The organism is Imperialibacter sp. (assembly GCF_040222385.1).
Classification (GTDB): domain Bacteria; phylum Bacteroidota; class Bacteroidia; order Cytophagales; family Cyclobacteriaceae; genus Imperialibacter.
This window is the reverse complement of the sequence record NZ_JAVKDF010000022.1, coordinates 479,901-504,792: the sequence shown is the minus strand read 5'-3', so window position 1 is coordinate 504,792 and position 24,892 is coordinate 479,901. Positions and strand designations below refer to the sequence as shown.

Below are 24,892 nucleotides of genomic sequence, written 5' to 3'. Positions count from 1 at the left end.
ATGCTATTCTTTTCTGCCAATATAGTATAGGGGCCAAACCAGTCCGGGCTGTTAGTCCTTTATTCCATTTCACCTCATTGGTATTAATAGTGAAATAGAACCAACCCCACAACCGTAGCTAACGTTATTGATTTTTATCGACCTCCTTGCGAGGTGGAATTATTTTTTTTTGTTGACCAACCGTCAAAAGCTTTTTTTACAACAAATAAACATTCTATGAACAACTCTACAAGAAAGTTGGGCTTGTCTACGGCCCTTGCATTTTTATGTGTTACAGGTCTTTTGGCACAGGGAATTACGTTACCTCCCAGCGGCGACAATCAAAAGTCGATTGTCACGCAGTATATAGGCTCCATTGCATCTGTGACAATCGACTACAACAGTCCGGACGTGACGGCACCCAATGGGGCCGACAGAAAGGGTAAAATATGGGGACAGCTCGAACCTTACGGAATGAATTACCTTGGCTTTGGCACAGCTACTGCTTCGCCATGGAGGGCAGGAGCTAACCAGAACACGACCATCACCTTTTCTCACGACATGGAAGTGGAAGGCAAAGCAATAAAAGCTGGCACCTATGGACTTCATATGATTATCGAGAAAGACAAGCCATGGACGCTTATATTGTCTAACACCTCTACTGCCTGGGGAAGCTATTTCTACGATGCGAAAGATGATGCCTTAAGGGTAGAAGTGCAGCCGAAAGAAGCTCCCTACCATGAATGGTTAAGCTATGAGTTCATCGACAGGCAGCCTGAATTCACCGTGGCAGCGCTGTACTGGGATGAGCTGATGGTACCTTTCAAAATATCGGTGCCCAACATGAACGATTTGTACCTGGCCAAAATAAGGAACGAGATGGAGAATGCTCCAGGCTTCAACTGGCAAAACCGGGTGGCTGCGGTGCAATTTTGTTTATCGAAAAACATCAATCTGCAGGAGGCCCTTACCTGGGCGGAAGCTGCATCGACCAATTCTTTTGTTGGTGAAGAGAATTTCACCACCTTGTCCACCAAGGCAGGTGTGTTAACGGCGCTGGGCAAAAAGGAAGAGGCGGCCGGGATAATGGACAAAGCTATCAATCACCCCACAGCAAGTGTTTTTCAGGTACATGCTTACGGTCGTCAGCTGATCGCTCAGGGAGAAAAACAAAAGGCCCTGGAGGTGTTCCAGTTCAATGCTAAGAAGAACCCTAAAACCTGGCCGGTGAACTTTGGACTGGCACGTGGATATTCCGCAGTGGGTAACTATAAATCGGCGCTTAAGTATGCCAAACTAGCGATGGAAAATGCTCCTGATCAGCCCAACAAAGATGCTCTTGTGGCTGGCATAGCCAAGCTGGAAAAGGGGGAAGATATTAACTAGGGGAGGCTATATTAGAATCTACATTGCACTAAAACGAGAAAGGCCCGGGTTCGGGCCTTTCTTTATTGTGAATCAGCGGCGGCTACTTCATATTATGAAAATAGCTCTGCACATCGTCGTCCTCATCAAACTTTTCAAAAATCTTCTGCACTTCGGCTTCCTGTTCTTCAGTCAGCTCTTTGGTGTCGACAGGAATACGTTCAAACTCAGAATTCACTATTTCATATCCCTTTTCTTCCAGGTAGTGTTGAATAGCACCATAAGACTCGAAAGTGCCATATAGCACAACATTTTCTTCTTCGGCTTCCACTTCTTCCACGCCCAGGTCTATCATCTCCAATTCCAGCTCTTCCAGGTCAACGTTTTCAGGCGTCACAATTTTGAAAACGCTTTTTCTGTCAAAAAGGAAATCAAGGCAGCCACTGGTGCCGAGCGAGCCGCCGTATTTGGTGAAAGCATGTCTTACGTTGGCCACAGTTCTGGTAGGGTTGTCCGTAGCAGTTTCTACCACTATCGCCACACCGTAGGGGCCATAGCCCTCGTAAACCACCTCCTTGTAATCTTTTTCCTCTTTTGAAATCGCCCTTTTTATTGCCCTGTCAATGTTGTCCTTGGGCATGTTGGCGGCCTTGGCATTTTGTATCAGGGCACGAAGCCGGGAGTTTGTGCTGGGATCGGGGCCGCTCGCTTTCACAGCGATAACAATGTCCTTGCCTATTCTGGTGAATGTTTTAGCCATTTGGCCCCACCTTTTGAATTTTCTGGCTTTCCTGAATTCAAATGCTCTTCCCATATATGTCTATTTCAAAAATCAGATGCGAACAGCAAAACTAGTGTTTTTCCAAATTTTTGCATTTTCTATTTCAATATTCTTCACCGAATCACTGCTCGGTAGCGGTACCAGCCCGTTTCTCGTTTTGTAGCTATTATGCGATTTAGATTGTATACCCGCCGTCGGCCACAAACACGCCGCCAGTGGTATAGCTGGAAGCTTCCGATGCGAGATACAATGCCAGTCCAGCCATTTCATCTGTTTGACCAATCCTGGCAATAGGCAGCTCTTTTACTATCTTGTTGAGAATGGCCTCATTAGCCCACAGGCCCTGGCTGAACTTGGTTTGGATAAGCCCGGGACAAATGACGTTGGCCCTGATGCCAGCTGCACCCCACTCCCTGGCAAACACCTTTGTGAGCGAAATAAGCGCCGCCTTGCTTACGGCATACATGCCCATAAATGGCTCAGGACTGAGACCTTCAATGCTGCTGATGTTGATAATCGAGCCGCCGCCACTTTGTTTCATGATGGGGAAAGCCAGCTTGCTCAGCATAAAAGGCCCTTTTACATTCACCTGCATGATTTTGTCAAAAGCGGCTTCATCTGTTTGCACTACAGGGCCAAACACCGGATTGGTGGCGGCGTTGTTGATGATAATGTCGACACCACCAAACGCCTTTTCGGTCGCCTTCAGCAAGTTTTCCAGGTCAGCTTTTTCACCTGCATTGGCAGCTACGCCAATGGCTTCAATGCCCTCAGCCTTTAGCTTTTCAGCCACCTCGTTCACGGCATCTTGCTTACGGCTGCTCACCACCACTTTGGCTCCTGCCTGCCCAAGGGCCAGCGCCATGGCCTCACCGATACCTTTGCTGGCCCCGGTAATCACAGCTACTTTTCCATCGAGCCTGAATTTTTCCTGAATCGTCATTGGATGTCTTTTAGGGGAAGATAAGTAAATAATACACCCACGACATGAATTTGCCCCATTTAAAGTCGAATCATGCCTTTGATTGGGCTGTGTACAATTTGTTTGATCGAAATACCTATTTTCGGCAACGATGAAAGACAAGATCAACGACATAGAGCCGAAGCTCGGTTTGTTCGACACCACCATGATAGTGGTCAGTTTGGTGATTGGAATAGGCATTTTCCGCACACCCTCTCTGGTAGCCAATGCGGCAGGCTCGGAGTCTGCTTTCTTCCTGGCCTGGGTAATAGGCGGTGTGATTGCCCTTTTTGGGGGCTTGACGTACGCCGAAATTGGCTGTCGAAAGCCCATGGCGGGCGGGTACTATAAGGTCGTGTCAGAAAGTTTCCATCCTGCGCTGGCCTTCATGCTCAACTGGATAGGGATCATATTGGTGCAGGGGGCCGGCATGGCTGCGGTGGCCATACTTGGCTCGGAGTACATTCAACCTTTTGTTCCCATGACGTTTTTTCAGGGAGAAACAGGTCTCCAATGGCTCGCTGGAATGATCATTGTGTTGTTGTTCCTTATCAATTTTGCAGGGCTTAAGATGGGGGCCAGGGTTTTGAATGCAATTACGGTGATCAAGATTGTGATGATCTTGCTTTTTAGCGGTTTGGGGCTCCTTGCACCGGAAGTTGCAGAGGCCACAGTTAGAACAGAACCTTCAGCATTCAGTTTCGCAGGCATCGGTATCGCCCTGATATCTGTCTTTTATACCTGTGGAGGCTATCAGTCGATCATGAATATGGGCGGCGACGTGATCAACCCCAGAAAAAACTTTCCAAGGGCAGTGATAGGAGGGGTCGCCATTATTTTCTTTCTCTATTTGTCCATTAACCTGGGTTATGTGGCCGTGCTTGGCTTTGAAGGTGTTAAATCTGCCAACCTCATCGCTGCCGACATGGCTGAGGTGGTGTTCGGAGAAGTAGGAAGAAGGATCGTGTCTGTCACGATATTTATTTCGGTGCTGGGCTTCATCAATGCCACACTGATGCAGCTACCCAGGGCCTACCACGCCATGGCACAGGACGATGCCGTACCCAGACTGTTTATGAAGGTCAACCCCAAAACTCAGGTACAGGAGTTTGCCCTGTCAATATTTACCGGTCTGGTGCTGTTTTTTATCATCACGCAGGGTAAGTTCGACCAGATCATCAACCTTGTGATGTTCAACGATACACTGATACTGGCAACGGCTGCCGCTGCTATTTTTGTACTCCGGAAAAAGATGAAAGACGAACCGTACAGTGGATTCAAGGTGCCGCTCTATCCCGTCATTCCTGTCGTGTTTATTCTCTTTCTTCTTATCGTTTCTTTCAACGCCCTTTTAGAAAACCCGATGGCGGCCCTGGTGAGCACCTTGTTTTTATTAGCTGGATTTCCCATTTTCCTCTTTTTAAGAAAGATTAACTCAAAGAAGCGCTAATGATCGAAATTACCAGCATTGAGCAAATGGAGGCTCTGGTAGGGCAGGAGATAGGAACCTCTGACTGGCTGAAGATAGACCAGGGCATGATCAATGCATTTGCGGCTGCTACCGGCGACCACCAGTGGATTCATGTGGATACTTCCAGGGCGGCTGCCTCGGCCTTCGGCACAACTATCGTTCATGGCTTCTTCCTGCTTTCACTTCTTCCCAGGCTGAAAGCGCAGCTTGTTGAGTTTAAACTGGCAGCTATGGCGATCAATTACGGTAGTGAAAAGATCAGATTTCTTGCACCAGTGCCAGTAAATGCCAGGGTGAGGTTGAAGACAAAGCTATTAAAAATAGAGGAGGGATCTTCTGGCATTAAACTATTCACTAAGAACAACCTGGAGTTAGAAGGAAGTGAAAAAGATGCATTGGTAGCGGAAACTATTACGCTGCTAATGGCATAAAAAAAGGCTCACTAGTGAGCCTACATTTAAGATTTTAAATCTGGTTATGCCTTCTTAAACGCAAGAACTTTCTGTCTTAAATGCGCTTTGTCGGATGTGATGGCTGGATCAGAATATATTTTCGAAGAGAGTTCAGCGATTACGGCTTTGTCAAAACCAAGCCTCGTGGCTATTTCCTGGCAATAGTTAATCTCACTATAATATACCTCTCTGTCAACTTTCATCAGCAACACCAAGTCATAAAGCAACTCAAATTTCTGGTCGTCATTTAGCGAGTCCATATCTACCTTTTCCGGACGCAGAATCAACTCCTCAATCTCTCTCTCACTTATTTTGTGTGCCTTCCCAATAGACAGTATTAAATGCTTCTCATTATCAGAAAAGTCATGGTCAACAAGTGCAAGTCCTATCAGGGCACTCAGGTGTTTTCTAACATTCATTAGTCTGTCGTTTTAGAGTGAACTTGTTCAGATGAACAATTTACTGTGTAATAATCGCAAATTGTAATCTTTGTCTGCAAAATTTATCGTTACTTTTTTTCAAACTATAAATTTTGCAACAAGCCATATGACTATTTATATAGCCAAATGCTCTCCACCCTTAAATATTTTTAGTTTCTAGCTTTAACTCAAAAAACTCCAAGTTATCATGCACTACAGCATCAAGCAACTTGTCGGCTTCGGTTACTTTTGTTATGATCTGTATCTGCACGACGTCCCGTTGGAGCGTTTTCGAGGAAGTTTTCTTTTAAAAGTACAAAATATTTCTGTCTGTACTTTTAGAGAGTTATTATTTGGAGGCCGCCTTCTTCTTCTTCCCTTTGAAGATTTCTACGATAACCATTCCCAGATGATTCAAGTCTCTTATTGCTGATTTTAATCTCATGATTTCTAATTTTTTGACAAAGGTATGATCTATTAAACTGCTGATGGGTAAAAGACGACCAACTGGTGTTTCACCGGGACAGAGGACACCTGGTAGTCGTCGAAACTTTTTAGATCGAGTGATTCCTCTTTCTTTTCCCTCTGAACATCTCAACGATCATTAATCCAAGGTGGTTGAAGTTGGCAAATCTGTATTGAATTCTCATAGCTGTAAAGATTTTTGTTTTTTGATATTTCAAAGGTATGCTACATTGGATCGGCGTATTCGCTCATTTAAAGTGAAGTATTATTGGTGTAAGGTTTTGGGTAATTCTTGCCAATTAGCAATGTAATGACGCTTAAATGCGGCTGGTATTTGCGATTGAGTATGTTTATGGGCTTTGCAGCGAATGTAATTTTTAGCGCCTGTTATACATTTACTGGCATTAAATGGAAGATCGGGTCAAACCTTACCTTTTATCAGCCAAAAGAGATAATCCTGAAGGGGCAGTCTTCACTTTTGTTCTAAGTAACTATCTTAGCAGCCGAATAAATCAATCCGCTTTTCATGCCTAAAGGCTACCACGAAATTCTCAAAGACATAAAATCCAATACTTATGCGCCTATTTATTGGCTCCAGGGAGAAGAACCCTTCTTTATTGATTCAATAGGCGACTATATTGAGCAGCATGCTCTTGATGAGAGCTTGAAGGGTTTTAATCAAACAGTGCTTTACGGTAAGGAAAACAAGATCATCGATATTTTGAACCATGCCCGCCAGTTTCCGATGATGGCAGAGCGGCGGGTGGTGCTTGTGAAGGAAGCGCAGGATATTTCTGACCTAAACAGGGAGGAAGGTGAAAAGGCACTAACTGCCTATCTTGAGAAGCCCAACATAAGTACAGTGCTGGTATTTTGTTATAAATACAAAACCATAGATGCCCGGAAAAAGCTGGCCAAGGAATTGGAGAAGGCTTGTGTGGTGCTGGCTGAGAAAAGGATTTACGACAACAAGGTGCCTGAGTGGATCAAGGTGTTTGCCGCCGACCTTCAGCTAAAGTTGAGCGAAAAAGCTGTGTATATGCTTTCAGAGCATATTGGTAACAACCTTGAAAGGATACATAACGAGCTGAAGAAAGTGAAGGTCAACCTGCCTGGTGATACGGTGGTGGATGAGCATCATATCCAGCGGTTTGTGGGCATCAGCAAAGACTTTAATGAATTTGAGCTTCAGAAGGCCATTGGGATGAAAGACCATAAAAAGGCTTTTCAAATTGTCCAGTACTTTGGAGCCAACACGAAGAGTCACCCAGTTATCCCGCTTTTGGTCATTCTGTTCACTTACTTCACCAAGCTGCTGCTCTTGCACAAAAATAACCAGGCGTCCGACGACGAACTTGCACGAAAAATAGGAGTTTCTCCGTTCTTTGTGAAAGAGTACAAGGTGGCAGCCAGAAACTACAGCGCTATGATGGTTATTCGCAATATCCATTTGCTGAAAAACGCTGACCTTCAGGCAAAGGGCGTTACCAGCAATTCAATCAGTGAAGAGGATTTAATGAAAGAATTGGTATACAAGTTGATGCATTAAATCGTTCAAGGGGTTAAACCTACTTTCAAGTGACCAAACAGATAAGGAAAGGTATTCTAATATTGATCGCCGTGATGTTTGCGGGCAGCTTTGACCTGCTATTGGCCCAAACATCTATCAGCGACTCCCGTGAAGGGAATTTTTACCAGCAGGGGGTAAGCTTGTTTAATCAAAACAAGTTTGCTGCAGCCCGAAAGTCTTTCGAGGCATATTTGAGGGGAGAGCCAGCCGGTTCGAATGTAGCCGATGCGCTCTATTTTCAAGCGTTTTGTGGCCTTTCACTCCAGCATGCTGATGCAGAAGGTCTTTTTGAGAGATTTCTTACTGAGTATCCCAACCATCCAAGGGCCCTTACGGGCTACTATGAGGTTGGCAACTTCTATTACCGTCAGGAAAACTACAGCAATGCGGCAGAGTTCTACGCCAAAGCCAAACCTGAGCGCCTTCCCACGGCTGAAAGACCTGAATTTTACTTCCATTGGGGTTTTTCGCTTTTCACACTGAAAAAGTTCGATGAGGCTTTGCCGCATTTCAATTTGGTGAAGAAGTCGGATGGAGAATATAAAGCGCCAGCCCATTACTACGCAGGCTACATCTACTTCCAGCTCAAGCAATATGACAATGCCCTGGCTGACCTTAGGGTGGCAGGAGAAAGCGACGGCTATGAAACGATTGTTCCTGAGTTGGTAGCCGCCACACTGTACAGAAAAAATGATTTCAAAGAGCTGACCAGCTATACGAGGCCTTACCTGACGGGCACGAAAGAAGCGAAGAATGTTGATCAGATTGCTTTATATGCTGCCGAAGCTTACTACGAGCAGAAAGACTACGCAAAAGCTTTGCCTTATTATGAGCAGTACATGAAGCCCATGCGCAAGAAGCCTGTTGCGCCGGTGCTCTTCAGGATTTCTTACAGCTATATGCAGGCAAAACAGCCCGCCAAAGCTATTGAGAACTTTAAGTATGTGGCCCTGGAGAAAGATGAAATAGGGCAGGCTGCCTCTTATTACCTGGGCGATCTTTACATCATGGAGGGCAATAAGTCATTTGCAGTAAGTGCCTACCAGCAAGCTGCCGACACTGAATACGACGAGAAGGTAAAGGAACGGGCTATGTTTAAGTTGGCGCAGGTGCACATGGACCTGGGGAACTACGAACAGGCGATTCCTGTGCTTGAAAAATACATGCGGGAGTATCCTCAGTCGTCCGACAAGGGAGATGCGCAGGACATGATAGCCGAGGCCTACGTCAACTCCAGCAACTACGACAGGGCGCTGGCCTATTTCGAGAAAGTGGGCCTGGGAAGTCAGCGGATCAAAAAGGCCTATCAAAAAGCAGCCTTTCTCAATGCCACTCAGTTGTTCAACAGCGGTAAATTCTATGAGTCGGTGCAGATGTTCGACAACTCTCTGCGCTACCCGCTGGATCCAGAATTAGAAATTGACGCATGGTTCTGGAAAGGAGAGGCCTTCTCGACAGGAAAAAAATATAAAGACGCCATTGGCAGCTATACGATGGCACTGCAAAAGGGACGGAGGAGCAATTCCTTGACTGTGCACAAAGCCAACTATGGCATGGGCTATGCCCTTTTCAACCTGAATCGTTACCCCGAGGCTGCCACCTATTTCAAGGCTTATGTAAACAACCGTCGGCCCGACAACAACCGTGATGCAGAGGTGAGGCTGGCAGACTGCCTTTATGCTCAGAAGAAATACGATGAAGCCCTGACCTTCTACCAGCAGGCAGGCTCTAACGGATTTAAGGAAAGGGACTACTTGCTCTATCAGCGGGGGGTGATTCTTGGTTTTCAGAATAGGCGAGAAGATGCAAAGAGAGAGCTTGATCAGGTGACAAAGGCTTTTCCTAACTCTCGCTATGCTGACGACGCCACGTTCCAATCGGCTCAGCTCGACTTCGAAGCTGGCGACTACGCCAGGGCCAAAGCGGGTTTTAGCAGCGTTATTAGCAAATACCCCAACAGTGGGTTTATGCCTTACGCATTGGTTCGCAGGGCATCGAGCAGCTACAATTTGAAAGAGTATCCTGCCTCAGCCAACGACTATAAGAAAGTGCTGGAAGAATACCCGCAGCATACTTTGGCCAATAGTGCTCTGTTGGGGCTGCAAGAGGTATTGGCATTGATGGGTAAATCCAATGAAGTTGATCAGTACATAACCCTTTATAAGAAGGCCAATCCCGATGACAAAGCGTTGGAAAGTGTCGAATATGAAAGGGCCAGAAACCTCTACTTTGAACAAAAGTATACTGAAGCCATCGCCGCCTTAAAGGGTTATAGGGTGTCGTACCCACAAAGTATCAATGCTGCCGAGGCACTTTATTACATAGGAGAGAGCTATTACAGGCTCAATCAAACAGCACCAGCACTAGAGGCATATTATCAGCTGATTGGAGACATGCAGACGGTGTCTCCGGCCAAGGTATACCAGCGGATCGGCGCATTGGAGTATAGCAACAAAAACTATCCCGTGGCCATCAAATACTGGCACAAGCTTAGGGTGTCGTCCGATAGCAAACGGGATTTGTACACCGCCAGAGAAGGACTGATGGAGTCTCATTTTGCCGCCAATGCGCTGGATTCGTCCCAGGTGTATGCTGAGAGAATCCTGGGCGACGACAAGGTGGCATTCAATGCCCAGAACAAAGCCGGCACCTATGTGGGGAAAATTGCATTCGAACGTAATCAGTATGGTGCTGCATTGGATGAGTTTTTGGCCGTGGTAAATGCCGCTAAGGACATAAATGCTGCTGAGTCACAATATTACGTTGGCCTGATCCAATTCAGACAGAAAGAGTACAAGCGTTCGCTTGAAACGTTGTTTGGCCTGAATAAGTCATATGCAGTTTATGACTATTGGTTAGGAAAGTCATTTTTACTCATTGCCGACAACTACCTGGCGTTGAATGAGCTGTTTCAGGCAAAAGCAACCCTGGAGTCGGTGATTACTAACAGCCCGCTGCCTGAGATGAAAGCGGCCGCAAGAACCAAGTTGCAGGAAGTGGACAAAAGAGAGGTCGAGGCGGTAACACAAAAAGACAGCGATGAGTCACCGATTAAAAAGGATAGCACAAGTCAAAAGAGAAATTAATTATGCCGAAAATGTATAAAAGCTTACTGTTCTGCATTTGTCTTTTGATGAGTCTGCCGGCCTGGTCGCAGGAGCAGTGGGAAGAAGCGGGGGAAATACAGGAAGCAGAAGTTGTAATAGAAAAGGACAGGGAAATAGTATTGCCCTTTCAGCCCCGAAGCTTTGAGAAAATACCTCCTGTAGCCATTGAAACGGGTGGTATCAAGCAGGAATACGTTTTTCCCGCCCTCGACGTAACGGTTCCGCCTACTACCGTCGACATCAAGGCATTGAAGCTTCAGGCAGAGCCGTTGGAAAAGTATTATGGTAATCTGGTGAAGCTCGGTTATGGCAACTACAATTCTCCGTTGGGTGAGCTTTATCTTTATAACAAGCGAAATAAGCAGTACCTGGCCGGGTTTCAGGCAAAACATCTTTCATTTGGCAAAGGCCCTGTTGACGGAAAGAACAGCGCATCAGGAGAGACCCTGCTGAAAGGGGAGGCGAGCTATTTTGGGGATGGGTTTACTGCATCGGGAGATGCTTACTACAAGCTTTCACGCTTTAATTTTTATGGATACGACCCGTCAGTTTCAGTAACTGAGGGAGAGGACAGCCTGAAGAGAAACTTCAATAAGTATGGCGTGTCTGTAAATATCGACAACTCATCGTCCGAGTCTGATATCAGTATTTCTGGAGGCCTTGCCTACAATGGACAAAGTGACAACCTGGATATCTCGGAAAACTGGGTGAAAGTGAATGCGGATCTTTCCATGGAATTGCAAAGTGCACTCACCGGGCATGTGGGCGTTTTCGCTGACTTAATAGGTTACAAAGATTCTTTGAGCACCAGCAGGCAAAGAATTGGGCTTGCGCCTTCCGTGGTGTACACTGGCGACAATTATCAGGTATCAGCTGGTATTCGATATGTATATCAGTCCGACTCATTGGTGCCTGCCTCGCAGGTATACCCCGTTTTGAAAGGGAAATACCAATTCGGCAAATCCTTTGGCATTTTTGGTGAACTATCAGGAAACAGCCAGTTGAATACATGGCAGGGCATGAGTGCACGCAATCCTTATCTAGCTCAGGGAGTAGATATTCATAATTCCAATAATATCTTGAACCTCGGGCTGGGTGCACAGGGGAATCTGGCTTTTATGAGCTATAAAGTGGGCCTTTCGCAAAAGGTCTTCAAACAATTTGGCGTTTTTCTCAACTCGCCTGATGATCCGTCAAAGTTTATTTTAGCCTACGATACCGCCAATTTCAAGGTGTTGGATTTGTACATGGCCAGCGACTTTTACCTGGGAAGTTCCATCAATTTGGGTCTGCAAGTCAATTATTATAATTACAGCTCCGATACTTTTGAAGAAGCCTGGCATATGCCGGGTTACAGAATAGCATTCAATGGAAGTTTTCTTGCCTTTAACAAAATGAGAACAAAGGCAGGTTTAGCATACCTCGGAGGGATAAAAGCCTACGACTGGGATTTAGGACAATCCAAAGAATTGAAAGCAGCGACTGACGTTTACATTGATCTTGATTATTTGCTATCTGAAAGAGCAACAATATTTCTTCAGTTTCACAATTTAGCCAACCAGCAGTATCAATTACTTTCAAATTATCCGGTAAGGGGGCTTACTTTCAAAGCAGGTTTTTCTTATTCATTCTAAGGTGTTCTTAAATTATTCCAAAAAAGTTTCTTTATTTGCGGCTAGGAATTTTTTCATTAAAACATAAGAAATTTCTATTTTACGGAATTGTTACTTCAACTGAGTTTAGCTTATAACGAATCTAAAGTACTCTCAACCTCTTAATAAATGGCTAAAAGCAAAGCAAACAAAGACAAGGAAGAACAGAGTGGTTCAAACGCACCTCAGGACGACGAGGACTTCGGACTTCCGGAACTTGAATATGAAGCACTGGATGACGATGAAGACGAAGCTGAGGACGATTCTTCCAGCGATACTCCAACTGAAGAACCCAGCTCGGTTTTTGGTGAGCCAGAAACGTCTTCTTTTCAGGAAGATGATAGCCAGGTGAGTTCAATTTTTGACGTTGAGGAGCCAAGCCATGAGGAGGTTTCAAATGTATTTGGCGGAACTCCCCCTCCATCGTTCAAACAACAGGCTTATCAGGAAGCCAATGAGGGTGGCGACTCGGCCAAGAGCTTCACAAGGATTATTATCATAGGGGCGGTGGCCTTTGTTCTTATAGGTTTTGCCTTTTTGTACTGGCATCATAAAGATGACGACAAGAAAGTAGTTGCCAAAGCAACCCCAAAAGTCGAGAAAGCGGAGCCTAAGCCGGTTGAACCAAAGCCGGAGCCTGTTAAAAAAGAAGAGCCCGTAGTTGCAAAGCCAGTTAACACAACCGGCGAGGTAGTTACACTAACTGAGAGAACTGGTCGTTCTTATGTAATAGTAGGTAGCTTTTTCGATGGGGATTTAGCCGATGACTATGGTAAGAAGCTGGCAAAAGAGGGTTTGAACTCAACTGTTATCAAGCCCTTCGGGAAATCGAGGTTTTACAGAGTGAGTATTTCCGATTTCGACTCTTATCAGGAAGCAGTGGATGAAGCCGAAAAAGCTAAGTCAACCTACGGAGGTGAAGTTTGGGCTTTAAGGTATTGATATAACATATGATGTTACTGCAAATTGACACCGCTGATCTTGCCGTTGAAGATCAGTCGGTCACTCTTATTGATTTGATGTTAAAAGGGGGATTCTGGATGATCCCCATTTTATTATTGTCCGTCGTAGCCGTTATCATTTTCGTGGAGCGGTTTCTTACATTGAGAAAGGCAGGTGAGACTCCCGACCACTTTACAGACGACATCAGAGCCAAAGTATTGGCTGGAGATGTAAATGGTGCCAAAATGATTTGCGCCCAAACTGGCACACCTGTTGCCAGAATGATCGAAAAAGGCCTTTCCCGCCTGGGGAGCCCTTTGAAAAACATTGAGGTGTCTATTGAGAACGTCGGCAAAATAGAGATTTACAAACTGGAGAAGAACCTTGGAGTTTTAGCGACCATATCAGGCGCAGCCCCCATGATCGGTTTCCTTGGCACTGTAACGGGTATGATACAGGCCTTCATCGCCATTGCGCAGGAAGAAGGCTCAGTTAGTCCAAAGTTGCTGTCATCGGGCATTTACGAAGCCATGGTGACCACAGCGGCCGGCCTCACGGTCGGTATCATTGCCTATCTGGGCTACAACTACCTGGTGACCAGGATGCAGAAGGTCATCCACAGAATGGAATACAGCGCCATTGAGTTCATCGACCTGCTACAGGAGCCTAAATAACCACTGAAGCATGGATCTACGTCCAAAAAATAAGATTGATGCATCATTCAGCATGAGTTCGATGACCGACATCGTCTTCCTCCTGCTGATATTCTTTATGCTCACGGCTACGTTTGTTACACCTTCAGGTTTGCCTGTCAATTTGCCTTCGAGCAAAAGCTCCACCATTGTGCTTCAAAAAGTGAGTGTCACCATTAGCAGCGATTTACGTTACTATGTAAACGACAAGCTGGTGAACCGGAATAACCTGGAAATGGTTTTAAGGAATGAGTTGGCTGGCAAAGAGGGAGTGGTAGTATTGCATGTAGACAAATCTGTTCCTACGGAGCACTTGGTTTATGTGGCAGGCATAGCAACTGCTTTGGAGGCCAAAGTATCGATAGCGACAAAACCGAATTAGGTAATGGAGTTTCAGAGCAAAGAAGAAAAGAAAAATGAAAGAATAGGCACGGCTGTCTCTTTGGGCGTCCATGCGCTGCTTTTGTTGATTTTTGCCTTTCTTTTGGCCTGGAAAGAACCGAATCCACCCATTCCTGAGTATGGTATAGAATTAAACTTTGGCCTGGATAGTCAAGGGTCTGGCGCTGTGCAGCCAGAATCTACCGTAGAGCAAAGCGAAAGCACATCTGATGCCGAAGAGGTCAATGAAGACGTTCCTGAAGAGACACAAACAGAAGAGACGGAGCCTGTAGAGGATACGGCTGAGCCAGAAGTAGTGGAGGAATCAACCAATGCACCAGAGGAGGCGGTAGTGACACAGAATGTAGCCAGCCCTGATGTGCGCAAGGAGGAGCCGGTCAAAACGCCGGTGACCACGCCTAAGAAAGAAGAAGAGAAGCCGAAGGAGGTGAAAAAGGAAACTAAGCCAGTAGTGGCAGAAACAAAACCAACTCCGGTAGAAACCAAGAAAGAACCCACCGAAAAGCCTGCTGAGAAGCCATCAGGCGGTGTCGCCTCTGATAAAGTAGTAGCCTCCAACAGCCAGGGCGATAACGCTGCTGCTACAGGTGATAAAGGAAGCAAAGACGGAACTGTCGATGCCCGTGCCCTGTACGGAACACCGGGTGGTGGAGGTGGTGCTGCTCTTGATATGGCGGGTTGGGATTGGGAGGAACTTCCCAGGCCAGATGATAAATCCGACGAAAGTGGTCGTTTGGTATTTGAAATTGAGGTGGACGATAAGGGAGAAATAATCAGACTTCAAATCATTGAGCGGGGAGTTAGTGCTGCTGTGGCAATGGTGTACCAACGTGAAGTCGAAAAATTGTATTTTATTCCTAAAGATCCTACCGCCGTTATGCCTGCCAGGTCTAAGGGCCGAATTACTTTTATCATCAAATCCCGCTAATTAGCCAATGACGTACCAGGCAACGCTGGACTACCTGTACGGCAGTCTTCCGATGTTTCAGCGGGTGGGCAAGGTGGCCATCAAAAAGGATCTTACAAATACTTTGGCGCTATGCCAGGCTCTTGGTAACCCTCAGAACAAATTCAAATCAGTTCATATTGCCGGCACAAACGGAAAGGGTACCAGCGCTCATTCTATCGCAGCCATTTTGCAGGCCGCAGGCTACAAAACTGGCCTGTATACTTCACCTCATCTAAAGAACTTTACAGAACGGATCAGGGTCAATGGAGAGGAGATGCCCCAGGACAAAGTGGTGGCTTTTGTAGAAAGAATGAAGCCGGTGCTGGAAGAAGTAAAACCGAGCTTTTTTGAAACCACAGTGGCCATGGCCTTCGACCACTTTGCGTGTGAGCAGGTCGATATTGCCGTCGTAGAAGTGGGCCTCGGTGGGCGGCTGGACTCAACGAATGTGATCAACCCACTGGTGTCGCTCATTACCTCTATTAGCTATGACCACATGGACTTGCTGGGCGACACTTTGGAAGAAATAGCAGGAGAAAAGGCAGGAATTATTAAGAAAAGCACACCCGTGGTGGTCGGAGGTTATTACGGGTCGTTGGATGCGGTGTTTATTGAGAAGGCGAAAAAGGAAAACAGCCCGGTCGTCATTGCCAGGGACGGCTTTAGGGTTGAAAGAAAGGAGTATAGCTTGTTTTCAAGAGTGGTTTCGGTAGCTAAAACTGGTGGGTCTGACCCGATGACATTGAACCTTGACCTAACAGGTCAGTATTACCTCAAAAACCTGCCGGGAATTCTCAGTGTCGTCGATGTGCTGCGCACGAGAGGATTTGACATTTCTGGTGAGGCCGTAGCGAAGGGACTCAGTGATGTGAAAGGCCTGACTGGCCTGAAGGGGCGCTGGCAGGTGCTGCAACAGCAGCCGCTGATGATATGCGATGTAGGCCACAATGAAGAGGGCATGAGGGAGTTGTTCGGACAGCTCAGCGAGAACATCCATGGGCAACTGTACATCGTTATCGGGGTCGTGAGCGATAAGGACAGGTCGAAGCTGTGGAGTGTTTTGCCGAGGGATGCCTACTACTATTTCACTGCGGCCAGCATTCCCAGAGCGCTGCCCGCTGAACGGCTTTATGAGGAAGCAAGAGCGGAGGGATATTCAGGAGAGGTGGTTAGTGACGTAAACGAAGGAATTGGCCTGGCAAACAAAAAAGCTAGAGAGAAGGATGTCATTTTTGTAGGCGGAAGTACTTTTGTGGTAGCAGAAATTGATCAGTTGTAGTAGTGAGAAATAAGACCGATAGGTACATACAGAACCGTGAAAGCAGAAATGTGCTCGAAGAAGGAAAGCCACTTTTTGAAACGATAAAAGGCAAGTGGAACAAAGAATTTTTTGACCATGACTTGCCGCTCGTTGTCGAGCTTGGCTGTGGTAGGGGAGAATACGCTGTTGGATTGGCGGAACGGTTCAGCGACAAAAACTTTATCGGTGTTGATATAAAGGGAGACAGGATTTGGAAGGGAAGCCAGCGGGCACAGGCCCTGGGACTCACCAATGTAGGATTTCTGCGCACGCAAATTCAGAAGCTTGAGGAGTTTTTTGAAGAAGGGGAGGTGTCTGCCATTTGGATTACTTTTCCAGATCCCAGGCCGAAAGACAGAGACGAAAAGCGGCGGCTTACATCACCCAGGTTTCTTGATATGTACAAAAGCATGTTGAAGAAAGACGGCTGGGTGTATTTTAAAACCGATAGCACGCCACTCTTTCAGTACACATTAGACTTGTTGAAAGAGAAGTACACAACCGTTGATATGGACTACACTTTTGATCTCTATCAGTCCAACCTTTGGGAAGAGCACTACGGGATCAAAACCAAGTACGAGCTGATTTTCACCGAAAAGGGGGAAACCATCAAGTACATGAAGTTTCGGTTTGCCTAGGCTGCCTCGTCTTTTCAGTCGTCTGCTTCGAGGGCTTCCAGCATATCAGCCAGCTCATCATAGTCTTTGAAGCCCGGCTTAACTTCCTGGCTTCCTTTTAGTGCAAATCCGTTCACTCTACCGGAAGCCAAAAGGCCTTCCACTTGATCGGGGTTGATGTCGTAGCCAACAAGCAGAGCCACGTGTGAACTTGCACTAACGAGCTGCCTAACTGTTAATCGCTCATTGAGCTCTGCAAAAATATACGCTACTGCCGGGGTGCTCTTGGCCGTTGTCACGGCAGAATTAAGGTTTGCTTCTGTGGTGGCCTTTATGATAAAAGTTAGGTCTGTCTGCTTCAGTGATTCCAACAGGGATAAATCACTTATTTCCAGACAATCAAGCTCATATTGAACTAGTTGTGCCCTGATATCCTCTTCTGAAAGGCCGTGCGCTTCACCCACTAGCTTTACACCGGCTACCCAACCAGTTATTTCCTGAAACTTTAGTGGATTGATGTATTCTGCACTTGCTGGGTTGATATCAAAGCCGAGCATATCCACACCCATGCCGGCACAATACCTTGCATCACTCAGGTTGGTAACACTTCCTACTTTTACTATTGCTTTTAATGCCATTAAGATGCTTCCTTTTTTACTTCGTGTCGTTTCTGGTTTCGTTAATAAGATCCTCTATGCTATCGATTAGCACCTGTAGATGTTGCTCAATGATCGACCAAACAATTTCATAGTCTACCCCAAAGTATTCATGAACAATACGATTGCGGAAGCCTCTTAACCTATCCCATTCGATATGTGGGTTGTTTATCTTAAAGTCTTTGTCAATTCGACTCGACGCCTCGCCAATGATCTCGAAATTACGAGTCACAGCGTCGATTGTTTTGTCATCCTTAATGAAGGTTTCATATGACAAGCCCTCGGTATACTTTTTGGTTTTTAAAGCCGATTCCAGAATACCTTCCAGGGGAAACAGAAGATCACGGCTAGACATAAATCAAGTCTGATTTGATTTTTTCGAAGTACTTTTCTTTTATTCCGTTTCTTGACACCACATCAACTGTAAAGCCAATCAATTCCTCTATTTCATTGGCCAGGTCAATAAATCTTATGCCAATTTTATCGTTGAATTCGACTAAGACATCAAGGTCACTGTCAGCTACCTGTTCATTTCTTGAATAAGAACCAAAGACCGCCATCGATTGAATGGGGTACTTGTTGAACAAGTATTGCTTATTTTTCTCAAGAGTAAGTTTGATGTCTTCGAGCGATTTCATGGCGCCGGATAGTATTGATTCTCTGCTATCACAAAATTAGCAATTCACTACCAATTGGAACAAAGTAACTGCTGTAATCGTCACAAACCTACCAAAATAAACGGGGCCCAGTAGTACGGATCCTTGTAGTTTTCAGAATTGAGCAGGCTTAGTTTTGCCTTTCGCAGATCATCTGCGAAAAGGTTATTGTTTGAGTGATAAAGGTGCTGCTTATAAAACTCGATCATCAGGGATGCGGTCGATGCATCGGCCACCTGCCACAGGGAAACGATCAGGTTTTTGGCTCCGGCGTACATCAGTGCTCTGCTCAGGCCAATAATGCCTTCACCACGGGTAACCTTGCCAAGACCCGTTTCGCAAGCAGACAGGTTGACCAAATCGGCATTGATCCCAAGGCTGTAGATCTCTCCGGAATAAAGGCTGCCGTCTTCATCATTTCCTGGCGAGAGGAAAATCCTCGAAAGCTCTGGCTTGGCCTCATTCACCATGCCATGGGTGGCGAAATGCAAAAATTTGTACTGCCCCAGTTCATCCGACTTAATGAAGCTCTCCGAAGCGGAAGCACTCAACATAAGGTTTGCCTCCTGGTCGGATCCGGTAAATAGAAACTTGATCTCCTTCACTTCTTTTTCCGTATCTGGCAGCGTCTGCATGACCACTTCGTTCTTTTCGAAAGAAAGCGGCGCTGATAATAAAATGCCATTTCCCGTGCTGGATGACTTACTGGCGATTCGTTCCGCAAGAAGTGTAGCTGAGTAGTCATACGAAATGACTTTTTCACTAATGAGGTAGTTGATAGTGCCATCTTTGTTGTCACCGGTCACCAACGACTCGAAAGGTACAGCGCTAATTGGGCCATCAGGGAGTACCACAAGCGAACTGATGGAGGCCGGTACTTTGGGAATAAGCTGTTCGTGCAGTGCTTCGGAAGCTTTTTGGAACACTTCCTGCTGCCTGTACTTGATGGCGTTCCTCAACCCGACAATGTTCCTGGCGAAATTAGTGTCTTTTTTAATTGTGGTAGCATTAAGCCGGTTGCTTGTGACCAGAAAGACATATACATTTTCTTCACCTATGAAATAGGAGAGGATTCCTTGACTCTCACTCAGGAGTGGTTGCAACGTTTCCACTGAAGCGAGGGTGTTGCTATATTTGAGATTGAAGTATTCCGGGTACTGATCTTCCAACTTTTCAATAAAGCTCCTTAAGGCGGATTCAAAGGTAAATAGTTCTGCCTCCAGCTCTTCTTCTTTTTCAGCCGAAAGTTTGCCGCTCGCCAGCTTTTGTTCGATAAAGATAATCTGATCCTTTAAGCTGTCTTCCAGCGCTAGCTCCTCGTCCGGGATGCCGGCGAAGTGCTTGGCTTTGGTATCGTTAATAGCATCCAAAAGCACCGCCGACTTGCTCCGTTCACAGAAATTGAAAGCGAGCTTCTGGTAGTACTGCTTCTTGAAAGTTCGTTCGCTCAAATAGAGGGCAGTACTAATGCCGTTTTCATACACCTCATACGCCACAGCACCCAGTCTCAGTTTGTCAGCCTCGTTTAACCGAATCTGTCGGATGCTGGTGATCAATTCATCACAGGCAATGTAGGTAGCAAGTGCCCCGTCAATGTCACGGAGCTTCAGCGTTTTCTCGAAATGCAGCGCCTCCATGTTCTTTGCCTTGGATTGCAGGGAGGAGAGAAGGATGTCGGCGTTATAATAGTCTTTTAGTGCTGGTACGTCATAGATGGTCTGATAGTTCTGGGAGTAGAGGTTTGCATAAATGGACTTTTGAAAACTTTCCACCGCCAACCCAAACTTATTTTGTTTTTGGTAAATCGAGCCGATGAGAAAATACGTATTGGCTATTTCCGGATGCTTTTCTCCATAGAGGTTTTGGTACATTTGCAGCGCTACTCTCTGGAACGCCAGTGCTTCTTCAAGTGCTCCCTTCATCTCAGTCACACGGCCTTTGTTGCTGGTGGTAAAGGCCTTATTGGGGTGGTCACCAGAGTAGGTGGCATTCCAAATAGTCATTACCTGGTCGAGGTAGGTTATCGCCTTGTCGTAGCTTCCCTGGTTAGCGGTGGCGAACGCCAGGTTACTGTATCCGCTGGCTACTTTGGGGTGGTTGTCACCGAGGTTGTCTTTGTAAATAGCCAGTGCTTTGTTGAAATAGTCGACAGCGAAGGAGGGCAGGTCTTGCAAATAAATAAGCCCGATGTTGTTGTAGGAATCCGCAAGCAACACAGCCTTACCTGCGCCCGCCGATTGGCGAATGCTTAATGCCTTTTCATGGTATTGCAGGGCCAGCTCCCGGTTGCCGTTGTTCCAGTACACCACCCCCAGGTCGTTGTAGCACTTCGCTTGTTCAAGGCTATTGGCAGGAAGTAGCTTCTCAGCTTCGAGGAGCTCTTCCAGCGCCAGGTCGTTTCTTCCAGACCTGAGGTAAATATCGCCTAGGATATTCTTGGATATTGCTCTGAGATTGCCAGACCCCTTAATAATCTCCGCCAACTCGTCGCTCTGAACAATGGCCTGAGCCCACTGTGGTTCACCCATGGCCAGCTGGCATTCCGCCATGCGAAGCTGGCAGAGTGCAGCCTGTTCTTTTTGGTTGGCTTTGAGAAAACTGGCGGAGGCCTCTTCGAAATGATCGTAGGCCTCAGCGTAGTTAGCCTTGATTTGCTCGTTTTCTGCTTGCTCGAGCAAGAACTCCTGTGCCTGGCTAGTAATAGAGATAGACAGAAAGAGCCAGAAAAATAGGTTGATTTGTTTCATTTAGAATTTATAAATGAATGAAACATTGTTGACAAACTCTCTCGACAGCCCGTCAGGGTTAGTAGGTCGTTTCACCAACCGGAAACCATTGATCATTTTGATGCCAAGTCTTGTGTTGAACTGATAGCCCCCACTGATCAGCAGCGTTAGCGCCAGTCCCTCCGAGCCATCAATGATTTTGTCTGTGTAGCCAACTACCTGATCGCCTTCCAGGACTGGTATATTAATTATGTCTTTGTTGAGTCTGTAAATTGGCAAAAGCCCTGTGCTGAAGTTGAAATTTGTAAACCTGAAGTTGCGCTCCACCCTGAACATGATATCAGTTCCTCTCACCAGAGACCTTGCTTGCGTGTACTCCAATGCCTTTTTTTCCAGCGGATCACCAATCCAGTCGCTCCAGAGAAAGGTGCTATTAATATCACCAAAAGGTCGTTGAATACCAGTTGCCAGCAGCCATTTGGAAGTAATGAAGGAAATACCAGCCACAGCGTCGTAGGTACCAAGTCCTGTTTGGTTATACATGGGCAACGATTGCCCCTCGACATTCTTGATATTGGCATCCCCTGTGGGGATTTTGGATCCCACAGTGGCATTTACCTGAAATGCCTCCCTGTTAATGATGTTCCGGGTTAAGCTGACACTCAAATCGCCAATTCCGTTGGTATTGGCCAGCGCACCGTCGACGAAAACATAAGGCACTTTCAATTGAACAGTAGTTTTGCTGTTGAGACCTACATTTACATCGGCCACATAGTTGTAGACCACGTCTTTGAACCTTGTCAGACCGACATAGTGGGTGAACTCTATCGACCGCAGTTTAACCTGAATACGGCTATTGTAGCCTTGATCAGGTTTCATAGCACCCATGGTACAAAAGCCGGCGTCGCTACAGCCCTGTGACCAACTTAAGCGGGTGATAAGTAAGGAAAAAAATAAAAGTTTGTACTTCATAGAATAAATGATGATTTCTACGAATCGCTTCGGTGAACTAATATGAAAAAAATATCCGTATTATTGGATTGACCAAAGTTCAAATGTAACGCTTTTGACTTGATCTTCTAAAAGAAAAATGAGAGTAACACGGGTTCTTGAGATAGATTGGAGTGCTTTGAAAGCCGTTTCCGTGACTGGTAAGGGCTTGTTTGCTATATAGTAGACAACGTTCAATCAAAATTTGTAGACCAAGGAAATATTATTGACAAGCTCTCTCGACAATCCATCGGCGTTTTTGAATCTTTGTTTCAACCTGAAGCCGTTGATCACTTTTATGCCCAGCCTGCTGTTGAATTCGTACCCTCCGCTGACAATCAAGGTCAGAGCCAGACCTGTCGATTCAGTCACTATATGATCGTAGTATTTGATAAAGTTTCCTTCTGAGTCGAGCTTTGGTAATCTGATGACATCGGCTGTGAGCCTGTAAATAGGTAACAAGCCTGTGCTGAAATTGAAATTGGTGAACCGGAAATTGCGCTCTACCCTAAACATGACATCTGTCCCTCTCACCAGGGCTCTGGCTTGTGTGTATTCGTTGGCTTTGCTTTCAAGCGGGCTTCCATCCCAATCGCTCCACAGAAACTCATTGCTGTTTTCTCCAAACGGCTTTTGGATGCCGGTGGCTATCAACCATTTTGAGTTGATAAAGGAAATACCAGCGATAGCATCGTAGCTGCCGAGTCCGGTTTGGTTGTACATCGGGAGCGACAGTCCTTCCGCTGTTTTTATATTAGAATTACCAGTGGGAAGCTTTGTGCCGATGGTGGCATTTACCTGATAGACTTCCCTCTGAACAATATTTCTGGTTAAACTCAGGCTTAAGTCCCCAACGCCAGCCGTGGTCGCAAGGGCACCGTCGACCCGCACGTAAGGTAGTTTCATTTGAAGGGTAGTTCTGCCATTCATTCCGATATTGACCTCCGGAACGTAATTGTAGATCACATCGCCAAATTTGGTGAAACCAACGTAGTGCGTTAGCTCGACGGATCTGAGCTTTATCTGAATCCTTCTATTGTAGCCCTGGTCTGGTTTCATGGCTCCCATGGTACAGAAGCCTGCATCGCTGCAACCTTGTGCGATGACTAAACGAGAAAGGCAGATGAAAACTATCGATAGAAGATATTTCGCCATGGGTAGGTACTCAAGGAAGTGCCCGTGTTTTGAGCGAGCGTATGTTGATTACGAAATCAAACTAGCCTATAATAAGCAATCAGCCAATTTGAAGGTGAAAGAAGAAAGTGATTTGTAGCGCTGGCGACATTCATCACAAAGAACATTCATTCAACTTCCCCTCAAGTAGGCGTTGGGCACATTTAAAGGTTTATAATCGATGCCATAAGCCCTGTGAAGCAGCCTGCTCACAGTAGCCGATACTGTGGTCTCGTTTCTGTGCATTTGAGGAAGGAGGCCCATCATTGCGTAGCTGATCGGATTGACAGAGGGAATGAGGGTTTCCCAGGGGTAGCCTTTCCCCCAAATAATGCCAGACACAGTAATTTGCAGGTCAGCGCCATTATCCAGGCAAAAGTTGAGCATATCAACCGACTGATTGTTGTTCTGACTCACAGTGTGGAATATGGGAGTCTGCCCGCCAAAACCATGCGCATCAACTCCAGCTTTTGCATTAACGTTAGCGCCATTCTCAACCAATACCGCTGCACATGCTACATGATTGAACTCTGCGCAGATATGAAGAAGCGTCGCCTCAAATAAGGGTGTATAAGCACACCTTAAAGAGTATTTTTTGGAAACGAGGGAAGGGCTAGTCGCTATTTCCCGGGAAAGAGACTCAGCATCATCTAAAAGTACGGCAAGTAAAGCCTTGTCCTCAAACTCCAGCCCCGCTTCAACAAAAGCCTTCACGCACGCCTTAAATCGGGGACTTCGGGTATACTCGCTGGTGAGCTCGTAGATGAGGGGCTCATCCCGGAAAAGGCCATTTGGGTTGACTCCCTCTTCAAAGCACTTCCTAATGCCTTCCACAGAATGGAGTTCAATTTGGGTGATGATGGCTTTCAAAGGCTTCATTGTGAATGGCTTCAGATTCTTTGAACAATGACGTATACGTGCTTCTGAGGATACTGATCCAGTTCCAGGTGCATACACCGGCAACTGCTTTCCGAGATCACCCGAAGGTTTTCAGTGATGCCGATCGTGCTGTAATAGAAAGTGTCATCTCTCCATTTGTTTTCGTGCTCTCCGTAGTCGTTGCCAAATGAATAGATGAGTATGCCATCGTTATTCAGCATTGCACAAAGTTTGGAAACGACGGGCTTTTGTGATTTGAAAGGCAGGTGAAATATGCTGTCCCAGGCAACAATAAAGTCGAATTTTGCTGATGGTCGCCATGTACAAATATCTTCATTAAGGAAATTAACCTCCGGGTGATTGGCCCTGGCAATTTCAATCATTTGGCTCGACACGTCTAGCCCTGTTATACTAAAGCCGCTGGCAAGCAGCTCTTTCATTATTCTTCCGCCACTGCCGCAGCCGACATCCAGAGCGTTTCTTTTGTTGGGAGAATAGGTGATCGCCCTTTTGATTTGATCTACGCCATAGTTGGAGGCAAGGTGTCCTTCGTGCCACCATTGGGCAATTTTGTCATATTTTGTGCCTAACAACTTAGGATCCATAATAACTGCTTTTTCAGAAAACCCGCTTGGTGACTTGAGAAATGTGAAGTAACTAATTTATTAAAAACGATGCAGAACGAAGA

Annotated in this window: 23 protein-coding genes; 12 read left to right on the top strand and 11 right to left on the bottom strand. The window is 46.0% G+C overall.

What is annotated here, in order from left to right; genetic code table 11:
- Positions 1-216: 216 nt before the first annotated feature.
- Positions 217-1,365 (top strand): DUF2911 domain-containing protein, encoded by a 1,149-nt coding sequence (locus RIG68_RS09730; protein WP_350121667.1) that lies wholly within the window; start codon positions 217-219, stop codon positions 1,363-1,365.
- Between the two features lie 82 nt (positions 1,366-1,447).
- Here the strand turns inward: RIG68_RS09730 and RIG68_RS09725 are convergent, their stop codons facing one another.
- Together RIG68_RS09725 and RIG68_RS09720 are read right to left on the bottom strand one after the other, a co-directional pair.
- On the bottom strand, positions 1,448-2,158 hold the full coding sequence (locus tag RIG68_RS09725) for a YebC/PmpR family DNA-binding transcriptional regulator (protein ID WP_350096872.1): 711 nt from the start codon (positions 2,156-2,158) through the stop codon (positions 1,448-1,450).
- A 142-nt stretch (positions 2,159-2,300) separates the two neighbouring features.
- The gene (locus RIG68_RS09720; RefSeq protein ID WP_350121665.1) at positions 2,301-3,068 is read right to left on the bottom strand and encodes a glucose 1-dehydrogenase; all 768 of its coding nucleotides are present in this window, start codon (positions 3,066-3,068) and stop codon (positions 2,301-2,303) included.
- Between the two features lie 130 nt (positions 3,069-3,198).
- Between RIG68_RS09720 and RIG68_RS09715 the strand changes: the two genes are divergently transcribed.
- Complete coding sequence (locus RIG68_RS09715) at positions 3,199-4,536, top strand: APC family permease (protein ID WP_350121663.1); 1,338 nt, start codon at positions 3,199-3,201, stop codon at positions 4,534-4,536.
- Positions 4,536-4,988, top strand: coding sequence for a MaoC family dehydratase (locus tag RIG68_RS09710; protein ID WP_350121661.1), 453 nt, complete (start codon positions 4,536-4,538; stop codon positions 4,986-4,988). Before RIG68_RS09715 ends, RIG68_RS09710 begins: the two co-directional genes overlap by 1 nt.
- Before the next feature lie 44 nt (positions 4,989-5,032).
- On the opposite strand, the gene RIG68_RS09705 is transcribed toward RIG68_RS09710, so the two are convergent.
- Positions 5,033-5,428 carry a TerB family tellurite resistance protein gene (locus RIG68_RS09705; RefSeq protein WP_151996499.1) on the bottom strand — a complete coding sequence of 132 codons (396 nt, stop codon included), beginning with the start codon at positions 5,426-5,428 and terminating at the stop codon, positions 5,033-5,035.
- A gap of 991 nt (positions 5,429-6,419) precedes the next feature.
- On the opposite strand from RIG68_RS09705, the gene holA reads away from it, so the two are divergent.
- From holA to trmB, 9 genes are all read left to right on the top strand, one after another.
- Positions 6,420-7,442: a DNA polymerase III subunit delta gene (holA, locus tag RIG68_RS09700; protein WP_350121659.1), complete on the top strand. Its 1,023-nt coding sequence runs from the start codon at positions 6,420-6,422 to the stop codon at positions 7,440-7,442.
- 29 nt (positions 7,443-7,471) lie between these two features.
- Positions 7,472-10,549 carry a tetratricopeptide repeat protein gene (locus RIG68_RS09695; RefSeq protein WP_350121657.1) on the top strand — a complete coding sequence of 1,026 codons (3,078 nt, stop codon included), beginning with the start codon at positions 7,472-7,474 and terminating at the stop codon, positions 10,547-10,549.
- 11 nt (positions 10,550-10,560) lie between these two features.
- On the top strand, positions 10,561-12,204 hold the full coding sequence (locus RIG68_RS09690) for a hypothetical protein (RefSeq protein ID WP_350121655.1): 1,644 nt from the start codon (positions 10,561-10,563) through the stop codon (positions 12,202-12,204).
- Between the two features lie 147 nt (positions 12,205-12,351).
- Positions 12,352-13,164 carry an SPOR domain-containing protein gene (locus RIG68_RS09685; protein WP_350121653.1) on the top strand — a complete coding sequence of 271 codons (813 nt, stop codon included), beginning with the start codon at positions 12,352-12,354 and terminating at the stop codon, positions 13,162-13,164.
- 8 nt (positions 13,165-13,172) lie between these two features.
- The gene (locus tag RIG68_RS09680; RefSeq protein WP_151996504.1) at positions 13,173-13,838 is read left to right on the top strand and encodes a MotA/TolQ/ExbB proton channel family protein; all 666 of its coding nucleotides are present in this window, start codon (positions 13,173-13,175) and stop codon (positions 13,836-13,838) included.
- A 10-nt stretch (positions 13,839-13,848) separates the two neighbouring features.
- Positions 13,849-14,238, top strand: a complete 390-nt coding sequence (locus tag RIG68_RS09675) for an ExbD/TolR family protein (protein WP_317491876.1) — start codon at positions 13,849-13,851, stop codon at positions 14,236-14,238.
- 3 nt (positions 14,239-14,241) lie between these two features.
- Positions 14,242-15,186: a hypothetical protein gene (locus RIG68_RS09670; protein WP_350121651.1), complete on the top strand. Its 945-nt coding sequence runs from the start codon at positions 14,242-14,244 to the stop codon at positions 15,184-15,186.
- Between the two features lie 7 nt (positions 15,187-15,193).
- Positions 15,194-16,486: a bifunctional folylpolyglutamate synthase/dihydrofolate synthase gene (locus RIG68_RS09665; protein ID WP_350121649.1), complete on the top strand. Its 1,293-nt coding sequence runs from the start codon at positions 15,194-15,196 to the stop codon at positions 16,484-16,486.
- A gap of 2 nt (positions 16,487-16,488) precedes the next feature.
- Complete coding sequence (gene trmB, locus RIG68_RS09660) at positions 16,489-17,145, top strand: tRNA (guanosine(46)-N7)-methyltransferase TrmB (RefSeq protein ID WP_350121647.1); 657 nt, start codon at positions 16,489-16,491, stop codon at positions 17,143-17,145.
- A 14-nt stretch (positions 17,146-17,159) separates the two neighbouring features.
- Here the strand turns inward: trmB and RIG68_RS09655 are convergent, their stop codons facing one another.
- The 8 genes from RIG68_RS09655 to RIG68_RS09620 form a co-directional block, all read right to left on the bottom strand.
- Positions 17,160-17,762 (bottom strand): N-(5'-phosphoribosyl)anthranilate isomerase, encoded by a 603-nt coding sequence (locus RIG68_RS09655; protein WP_350121645.1) that lies wholly within the window; start codon positions 17,760-17,762, stop codon positions 17,160-17,162.
- Positions 17,763-17,778: 16 nt separating this feature from the next.
- Entirely contained in the window at positions 17,779-18,135 is a 357-nt protein-coding gene (locus RIG68_RS09650) for a HepT-like ribonuclease domain-containing protein (RefSeq protein ID WP_350121643.1), read from the bottom strand.
- Positions 18,128-18,418 (bottom strand): nucleotidyltransferase family protein, encoded by a 291-nt coding sequence (locus RIG68_RS09645; protein ID WP_350121641.1) that lies wholly within the window; start codon positions 18,416-18,418, stop codon positions 18,128-18,130. The genes RIG68_RS09650 and RIG68_RS09645 overlap by 8 nt, the downstream gene beginning before the upstream one ends.
- Before the next feature lie 80 nt (positions 18,419-18,498).
- Positions 18,499-21,183, bottom strand: coding sequence for a CHAT domain-containing tetratricopeptide repeat protein (locus RIG68_RS09640; protein ID WP_350121639.1), 2,685 nt, complete (start codon positions 21,181-21,183; stop codon positions 18,499-18,501).
- Positions 21,184-22,041, bottom strand: a complete 858-nt coding sequence (locus tag RIG68_RS09635) for a hypothetical protein (protein ID WP_350121637.1) — start codon at positions 22,039-22,041, stop codon at positions 21,184-21,186. It lies immediately after the preceding gene.
- Positions 22,042-22,350: 309 nt separating this feature from the next.
- Positions 22,351-23,307, bottom strand: coding sequence for a hypothetical protein (locus RIG68_RS09630; RefSeq protein ID WP_350121635.1), 957 nt, complete (start codon positions 23,305-23,307; stop codon positions 22,351-22,353).
- A gap of 150 nt (positions 23,308-23,457) precedes the next feature.
- On the bottom strand, positions 23,458-24,204 hold the full coding sequence (locus RIG68_RS09625; protein WP_350121633.1) for an ankyrin repeat domain-containing protein: 747 nt from the start codon (positions 24,202-24,204) through the stop codon (positions 23,458-23,460).
- 11 nt (positions 24,205-24,215) lie between these two features.
- Entirely contained in the window at positions 24,216-24,809 is a 594-nt protein-coding gene (locus RIG68_RS09620; RefSeq protein ID WP_350121631.1) for a class I SAM-dependent methyltransferase, read from the bottom strand.
- Between the last annotated feature and the right edge of the window lie 83 nt (positions 24,810-24,892).

Bases quoted from the DNA above. Each gene is read 5' to 3' on its own strand.
- RIG68_RS09730 (WP_350121667.1), top strand. From the start codon at position 217: ATGAACAACTCTACAAGAAAGTTGGGCTTGTCTACGGCCCTTGCATTT.
- RIG68_RS09725 (WP_350096872.1), bottom strand. From the start codon at position 2,158: ATGGGAAGAGCATTTGAATTCAGGAAAGCCAGAAAATTCAAAAGGTGG.
- RIG68_RS09720 (WP_350121665.1), bottom strand. From the start codon at position 3,068: ATGACGATTCAGGAAAAATTCAGGCTCGATGGAAAAGTAGCTGTGATT.
- RIG68_RS09715 (WP_350121663.1), top strand. From the start codon at position 3,199: ATGAAAGACAAGATCAACGACATAGAGCCGAAGCTCGGTTTGTTCGAC.
- RIG68_RS09710 (WP_350121661.1), top strand. From the start codon at position 4,536: ATGATCGAAATTACCAGCATTGAGCAAATGGAGGCTCTGGTAGGGCAG.
- RIG68_RS09705 (WP_151996499.1), bottom strand. From the start codon at position 5,428: ATGAATGTTAGAAAACACCTGAGTGCCCTGATAGGACTTGCACTTGTT.
- holA (WP_350121659.1), top strand. From the start codon at position 6,420: ATGCCTAAAGGCTACCACGAAATTCTCAAAGACATAAAATCCAATACT.
- RIG68_RS09690 (WP_350121655.1), top strand. From the start codon at position 10,561: ATGTATAAAAGCTTACTGTTCTGCATTTGTCTTTTGATGAGTCTGCCG.
- RIG68_RS09685 (WP_350121653.1), top strand. From the start codon at position 12,352: ATGGCTAAAAGCAAAGCAAACAAAGACAAGGAAGAACAGAGTGGTTCA.
- RIG68_RS09680 (WP_151996504.1), top strand. From the start codon at position 13,173: ATGATGTTACTGCAAATTGACACCGCTGATCTTGCCGTTGAAGATCAG.
- RIG68_RS09675 (WP_317491876.1), top strand. From the start codon at position 13,849: ATGGATCTACGTCCAAAAAATAAGATTGATGCATCATTCAGCATGAGT.
- RIG68_RS09670 (WP_350121651.1), top strand. From the start codon at position 14,242: ATGGAGTTTCAGAGCAAAGAAGAAAAGAAAAATGAAAGAATAGGCACG.
- RIG68_RS09665 (WP_350121649.1), top strand. From the start codon at position 15,194: ATGACGTACCAGGCAACGCTGGACTACCTGTACGGCAGTCTTCCGATG.
- RIG68_RS09655 (WP_350121645.1), bottom strand. From the start codon at position 17,762: ATGGCATTAAAAGCAATAGTAAAAGTAGGAAGTGTTACCAACCTGAGT.
- RIG68_RS09650 (WP_350121643.1), bottom strand. From the start codon at position 18,135: ATGTCTAGCCGTGATCTTCTGTTTCCCCTGGAAGGTATTCTGGAATCG.
- RIG68_RS09645 (WP_350121641.1), bottom strand. From the start codon at position 18,418: ATGAAATCGCTCGAAGACATCAAACTTACTCTTGAGAAAAATAAGCAA.
- RIG68_RS09640 (WP_350121639.1), bottom strand. From the start codon at position 21,183: ATGAAACAAATCAACCTATTTTTCTGGCTCTTTCTGTCTATCTCTATT.
- RIG68_RS09635 (WP_350121637.1), bottom strand. From the start codon at position 22,041: ATGAAACCTGATCAAGGCTACAATAGCCGTATTCAGGTTAAACTGCGG.
- RIG68_RS09630 (WP_350121635.1), bottom strand. From the start codon at position 23,307: ATGGCGAAATATCTTCTATCGATAGTTTTCATCTGCCTTTCTCGTTTA.
- RIG68_RS09625 (WP_350121633.1), bottom strand. From the start codon at position 24,204: ATGAAGCCTTTGAAAGCCATCATCACCCAAATTGAACTCCATTCTGTG.
- RIG68_RS09620 (WP_350121631.1), bottom strand. From the start codon at position 24,809: ATGGATCCTAAGTTGTTAGGCACAAAATATGACAAAATTGCCCAATGG.